The sequence below is a fragment of the uncultured Campylobacter sp. genome, from assembly GCF_937997405.1.
GTDB lineage: Bacteria > Campylobacterota > Campylobacteria > Campylobacterales > Campylobacteraceae > Campylobacter_B.
In genome coordinates this window covers 1-4,790 of record NZ_CALKTL010000019.1, presented here as the reverse complement: position 1 = coordinate 4,790, position 4,790 = coordinate 1, and the positions used below count along the sequence as shown (strand labels likewise).

At 45.5% G+C, this 4,790-nt stretch carries 6 protein-coding genes; 2 read left to right on the top strand and 4 right to left on the bottom strand.

Features of this window, described 5'->3' with window-relative positions; genetic code table 11:
* Nucleotides 1-123 precede the first annotated feature (123 nt).
* The 3 genes from cysK to Q0372_RS00925 are packed head-to-tail and all read right to left on the bottom strand — an operon-like array spanning nt 124 to nt 2,732.
* Complete coding sequence (gene cysK, locus Q0372_RS00935; RefSeq protein WP_298101488.1) at nt 124-1,038, bottom strand: cysteine synthase A; 915 nt, start codon at nt 1,036-1,038, stop codon at nt 124-126.
* A 9-nt stretch (nt 1,039-1,047) separates the two neighbouring features.
* Nucleotides 1,048-1,461 carry an Rrf2 family transcriptional regulator gene (locus Q0372_RS00930; protein WP_177387438.1) on the bottom strand — a complete coding sequence of 138 codons (414 nt, stop codon included), beginning with the start codon at nt 1,459-1,461 and terminating at the stop codon, nt 1,048-1,050.
* Nucleotides 1,461-2,732 (bottom strand): aminotransferase class I/II-fold pyridoxal phosphate-dependent enzyme, encoded by a 1,272-nt coding sequence (locus Q0372_RS00925; RefSeq protein WP_298101486.1) that lies wholly within the window; start codon nt 2,730-2,732, stop codon nt 1,461-1,463. The genes Q0372_RS00930 and Q0372_RS00925 overlap by 1 nt, the downstream gene beginning before the upstream one ends.
* A 195-nt stretch (nt 2,733-2,927) precedes the next feature.
* On the opposite strand from Q0372_RS00925, the gene Q0372_RS00920 reads away from it, so the two are divergent.
* Nucleotides 2,928-3,284, top strand: a complete 357-nt coding sequence (locus tag Q0372_RS00920; RefSeq protein ID WP_298101484.1) for a hypothetical protein — start codon at nt 2,928-2,930, stop codon at nt 3,282-3,284.
* The gene (locus Q0372_RS00915) at nt 3,285-4,199 is read left to right on the top strand and encodes an HAD family hydrolase (protein ID WP_298101482.1); all 915 of its coding nucleotides are present in this window, start codon (nt 3,285-3,287) and stop codon (nt 4,197-4,199) included.
* Nucleotides 4,200-4,269: 70 nt separating this feature from the next.
* On the opposite strand, the gene Q0372_RS00910 is transcribed toward Q0372_RS00915, so the two are convergent.
* Nucleotides 4,270-4,488 (bottom strand): hypothetical protein, encoded by a 219-nt coding sequence (locus tag Q0372_RS00910; protein ID WP_298101480.1) that lies wholly within the window; start codon nt 4,486-4,488, stop codon nt 4,270-4,272.
* Nucleotides 4,489-4,790 lie beyond the last annotated feature (302 nt).

The following is a 4,790-nucleotide window of genomic DNA, read 5'->3' as shown; positions in this document are numbered from 1 at the left end:
GATCGCGCAAAACTCGTCGTGCCAATTTCGGCGCCAGCATAAAATTTAATCTCGCGAAGCTGTACGCCAGCGTAAAATGCGTAAAATTACCGCGCTAACGCCGCACTGGCGCAAAACTACTGTCTATTTAAAAAGCTCGGTAGAAAGATACCTCTCGCCGGTATCGCAAAGGATCGTAACGATCACTTTGCCCTTGTTTTCGGGCTTGGCAGCAATCTGAGCGGCAGCATAAACGTTCGCACCGCTTGAAATGCCCACAAGCAAGCCCTCTTTTTGTGCCAGCTGTCTAGCTGCCGCAAACGCATCGTCGTTTTCGACGCTCAAAAAACCGTCGATGACGCTTCTGTCGAGATTAGCTGGGATAAAATTTGCGCCGATGCCCTGAATTTTATGGCCGCCCGCACTGCCGCACGTAAGAAGTGGCGAGCTAGCGGGCTCCACACCATAGGCTTTTAGGTTTGGATTTTTAGATTTTAAAAATTTCGCCGTGCCACTGATCGTGCCGCCGGTGCCAAATCCCGCGACTAAAATATCTACCTTACCGCCGCTTTGCTCCCAAATTTCAGGTCCAGTGCTTTGAAAATGCGCCTTTGGATTGCTTGGGTTATCAAATTGGCTCGGGATGAAGCTATTTGGAGTGCTCGCAGCCAGCTCATTTGCCCTATCTACCGCGCCTTTCATTCCGAATTTCGGGTCGGTCAGCTCGATTTTAGCGCCGAATGCTGCGATGAGCTTTTGGCGCTCGATACTCATCGAGCTTGGCATCGTTAGAATGAGCTTCATACCGAGCTTTGCCGCGATCATCGCAAGCCCCACACCCGTGTTTCCGCTGGTAGGCTCTATCAAAACGCTATTTTTATCGATTTTGCCCGAGCTTAGCGCGTCTTTTACGATCTGCCACGCGATGCGATCCTTGACCGAGTGGCTTGGATTTAAAAATTCCGCCTTGGCTAAGATGAGGGCATTTTTGCCAAACGTATTGATTCTGACTAACGGAGTATTGCCGATGAGCTCCGTAACATCGTTTGCTATTTTCATATTTTTCCTTTAAATGCTGAAATTTAAATACTGGACGCTTCGCGCCATCATCTCCTCGTAGCTGCTTAGAGGCTCGTTAAATATCTCTGCCAGCTTGACGTCAAATTTCTCAAAAAACGCCCGCAGTCCGGGATCACTCATCTGAATGCTAGTCATCCGCAGATCCTTTTCAAGAGCGGTAAAAATTTCACCAAAAGTTATCTCGCTAGCATCTCTGGCTAGGTGGTAACCGCCGTTTTTACCTTTGATGCTACACACTAGCTTTTCGTTTCTAAGGGTATTTAGAATTTGCTCCAAATAATTCTTAGAAACTCCCGTACGCTCGGCGATCTCTTTTATACTTATCGGCGCTACTTCGCTAGCTTTGGCGATCTGCAAAATCGCAGCCAGCCCATAAACGCCCTTTGTGCTTAAAAGTGCCATTATTTCAGTGCCTCGCTAAGATCAGAAATTAAATCATTCGCGTCCTCTATACCCACGCTTAGGCGGATTAAGCTCGCAGGCACGCCAGCGCGGTTTAGCTGCTCCTCGTTTAGCTGCGAATGCGTCGTGCTCGCAGGATGAGTGATGATCGACTTCGTATCGCCGATATTTGCTACGACGGAGAAAATTTTAACCTTACTAACCGCCTTTAGCGCTGTTTCTTCGCTATCTACGATGAAGCTCATCAGACTGCTTGCATAGCCGTCTTTAAATTTCGCTTTGATCGTGGCATTAAACGGCGAGCTTGCAAGCCCCGGATAATTGACCTGCTTTACCTTCGGATGATTTTGTAAAAATTCTGCTATCTTTAGCGCGTTTTGCGAATGTTTTTGCATACGAAGCGGCAGTGTTTCAAGCCCCTGGATGAGCTGAAACGCATTAAACGGCGATAGAGTCGCACCAATATCGCGAAGCAGGGACAAACGAATCCTAAGCGTGTAAATGTCGAAATTATCTACTAAATCCGTATAAACTAAGCCGTGATAGCTCTCATCAGGCTCGTTGAAATGTGCGTAACGCGGATTGCCTTTGAGTTTAGAATTTAATCCCTTGCCCGAAACGATCGCACCAGCGATACTAAGACCTTGTCCGCTTATGTATTTGCTAGCGCTGTGGATTACGACATCGGCGCCGTCATCAAGCGGATTGTAAAGCGCAGGACTTGGGATCGTGTTATCCGCAATCGTTACTACGCCGTGCTTATTTGCGATTGTAGCGATTTTAGCGGTATTTGCAACCGAAATTTGAGGATTTGAAAGCGTCTCAAAAAAGATTGCTCTAGTTTTATCATCGATTAAACCTTCCAAATTATCCGCAGTTTCAGAGTCAAAAACCCTAGCCTCGATACCGAAACGCTTGATCGTGTGCGCCAAAAGCGTGGTCGCGCCGCCGTAAATTTTCTCCGCGATGATGATATTTTCGCCCGCTGCGGCTAAATTTGCCACCGCAAAAAATATTGCCGCCTGCCCGCTAGAGACCGCGATTGCGGCCTTGCCGTTTTCCAGCGCCGCAAGTCGCGCCTCAAAAACATCAGTAGTAGGATTTGTCAAACGCCCATAAATCGGCCCTAGATCACGCAGCGCGAAGCGATCGGCGGCCTTTTTGCTCGTGCCAAAGTTAAACGCGGTGCTTTGATAAATAGGAACTGCCATCGTGCCGTAGCCTGCGACGGAGTCGTAACCAAAATGAGTTGCGAGGGTTTCTTTTTGCATTTTCGTCCTTTGTAAAAAATTTGACGAATAATAGCTAAATTTTAAAATAAAGTCAAGTATTTTTATATGATTTTAAAATGCCTATAATAACGGGATTTATAGAAAAAATATTATTAAAATATAGTTTTACAATATGCGTAATTTTGCCAAAATTTCGAATTTTGCTATAATGCGCGCTTTAATTAAGGAAAGATCATGCAAATCAAAGAAAAAGATGAGCGCGTTAAATATATCCGCGCACTAGAACGCTTCGTAAAATCCGCCGTAGCACTGCTAAAGCGCGAGGATTTCGACGCAGAGCTTTTTGCGAAGCGAATAGCTAAAAACTACGAAATTTTATCTAAAGCGGCCGCTACGAATCTCGATAGCCCCTACACCAAAGCGCTTGAGAGCTTTGCTAAAAACGTCCTTGATACTAGCGAGGCAGGACAGATCAGCGATGCCGCGTTTAGATCGGCGCTACAGCATGAAGCAAACGCTCTGCAAAAGCTCAAAAATAATAAGAGTTACAAAAAAGACAAGCACAAAATCGATTTTTTTAAGGATTATTAGATGAAAACTGTGATTTTTGATATGGATGGCACGCTGCTCGACTCCTCGAGCGCGATCGAAATCAGCGTTAATAACACTCGCCGCGAGCTCTACGGACTAGCGCCGCTACAAAAGAATTTCATCGTCCACACCATCAACGATCCAAGCAAAAACGCCTTTTTGGAATTTTATGGCAAAACCGAAGCGAGCGCCGAAGAGCTTGCGTTTTTTGAAAAAGAATTCGTAAGCAATTACCGCGATCTTGCCGTGCTTTACGAAGGTATCGAAGATCTTTTGCACTCATGCAAAAAAGCAGGATTTTTTCTTGCAGTCGCCTCCAATGCGCCTTCCTATACCCTAAGCGCGATCTTAGAAAAAACGGGGGTGCGCAGGCTATTTGATCTGGTCGTGGGCGCGGACGAGCAGATGCCATCAAAACCCAACCCTGCGATGCTGCTACACGTAATTGCATGCTCGCCGCACAAAAACGCGATTTTTTTAGGCGATAGCAAAAAGGATGAGTTGGCCGCGATCCGTGGCGCAGAATTTTTACAAAATTTAGAATTTCAAGGCGGCAATGATGGCGAGAGCTTAAATGCTAGCCGTGGCACTAATAAAAAGAATTTTAGCGCTAGCAGCGGAAGCTTAAGCTCTTGCGGCGAAAATCTTAACGCGGATGAAAAATTCCGCCCTAACGACTCGGGCGCTGGCGAGGCGGCAACACTAAGCTTTAAAGGCGCCAAAATTTCCGCAAAAGCAGAAGCGACGGAAAGCGCACAAGCTGCGGCAGCACGATGCTTTCAAGCAAACTTGGCAGATCTAAGAGGCGCGAAACTTGAGTATTTGCAGGTATGCTGGGGGTTTGGCGAGCCTAGCGAACTAAGCCGCAATGCCCTAAGCATCGCGCAGGCGCGCGAAATCATCGGCGGAATTTAAAGTAGCCTGGCTTTTGAGGCATAGCTAATTAAAAGTAGTATTGCAGCATGGTAAAATCACGCTTAGGCTCTTAAAACGGAGCAAATTCCATCCTCGCGCGCAACTTAAGCGAGGTTAAATTTAAAAATGATCCTTGCGCGAAAAATTCTGCTAGCACAAAAACAGAAATTTCATCTGCGCGAGTGGAATTTAAAATTTTAAAAGTAGCTTTTGTGGTGCGGTATTTTATCTGTGCGAAAAATGAAATTCTATCTATAAAAGGTGACGAAATTTTAAAATTTAAAGACACCCTCTCGCGGCTTAATTTAAAATTTGCCTCGAAAACCAGACTTAAAATTTAATGCAAACGCGATTTTGGCATTCTACTGTGTCTATGAAGTTTCAAATTCTCGCAAAGTGGCAGAATTTTAAAATTTTAAAACGCCTGATGCGTGTTGCGCGTACGATTAGATTTTGTACGAGTAAATTTTTCCACCGCGCAGAAATAAAAATTTTACCGCACAAGCAAAGCAAAAACTCTCTCCGCCTGCGCAAAATCCAAGAATTTTATCGCTCAAACAAAGCGTAATTCTATCCATTCAAGCGAAATCT